This window comes from Proteus cibi (genome assembly GCF_003144405.1).
In the GTDB taxonomy this organism is placed as follows: Bacteria; Pseudomonadota; Gammaproteobacteria; order Enterobacterales; family Enterobacteriaceae; genus Proteus; species Proteus cibi.
In genome coordinates this window covers 1-1,180 of record NZ_PENW01000021.1, presented here as the reverse complement: position 1 = coordinate 1,180, position 1,180 = coordinate 1, and the positions used below count along the sequence as shown (strand labels likewise).

Below are 1,180 nucleotides of genomic sequence, written 5' to 3'. Positions count from 1 at the left end.
GTAACTCAGCACTTCATACGATTGCGGTTCACCTTGAGCATTAATAAGTGTGACGCTTGATTTACCGCTTTTGGGTGTGTCGATATTACGATCTAAGGTTAATGTTTGAGAGGTATAATCAATGTGTGTTATGCGTCCACCGATTTGATTATCGGCATAATAATTATCAGCAATTTCGATAATATCACCCGGCATATGGCGTAAGCCTTCACTGCCAACAGTAAACTCAACCGTCTGTGTCTCTAATTTCTCCGTGGTTAATAACCAAAGACCATGACGATGGGCTTGTCCTCGGCTAGTACAACCAAAGGCATCGACGCGCATCACATTGCGCCCAAAGCGGGCAATACTGGCATCATCTTCAACCAGCTCAACACTGGTTTTCCAGCCATTATCAGGATCAATAAAACGAACTTCGACAGCGGTATGACGCGATTTTAATGCACTAAAACTATACTGAAAGTTACCCTCAATCACATTGGCATTGGTATAAGGCCACACCACATCAGACGGTCTATCTTGAATAAAGGTTAATGTTCGCCCGTTCCAGACTGGCATAATGCGCATCATGGCACACATATCGCCCATGACATCATAGGCTTTGCGCATATCCGTAATGTAGGCATTACACGTCATACGGGGCTCTTTTCCACCAAAACCATCATCAACCTGCTCATCACAATAACGACCAATTGCATACAGAGCGAATTTATCGACCTCGCTGATATTGAGGCGTTTCCCCATGCCATAACGCGGATGGGTTAATAAATCCCATAATATCCATGCGGGGTTGTTAGTAAATGCGGGCTTAAAGGTGCCATCCCAAATTCCCGAGTAAATCCGTTTATCTGGATCATAATTACTCGGTACCTGAATAATACGACCTTTAATTAAATAATTACGGCGTGGAAATTTATTGCCAAACTGTTCACTATCAAACATTAATCCTGCAACAGCAGACCCCGGATAGGTTTGTGAAATATCGACTAATTCAGAATAACTTGACCAAATGGTATTATTTTGAATTTTGTCAGACGTGCTGTCTTGAGTGATACGGATCATGCGCAGACTGAATGGCACGGGGGGTAAATTATCCAATACAACGGCCATTAAGTAAGGTGAGTTAGAGCGTTTGCCATTAATCGTGACGTTTTTCTCTGTTATCCATGCCCCATTGCGC

Annotated in this window: 1 protein-coding gene; it reads right to left on the bottom strand. The window is 43.1% G+C overall.

Annotation, left to right across the window (positions count from 1 at the left end):
* A partial coding sequence (locus tag DK865_RS13075; protein ID WP_162556633.1) for a host specificity protein J occupies positions 1-1,180 on the bottom strand: 1,180 nt, incomplete at both ends.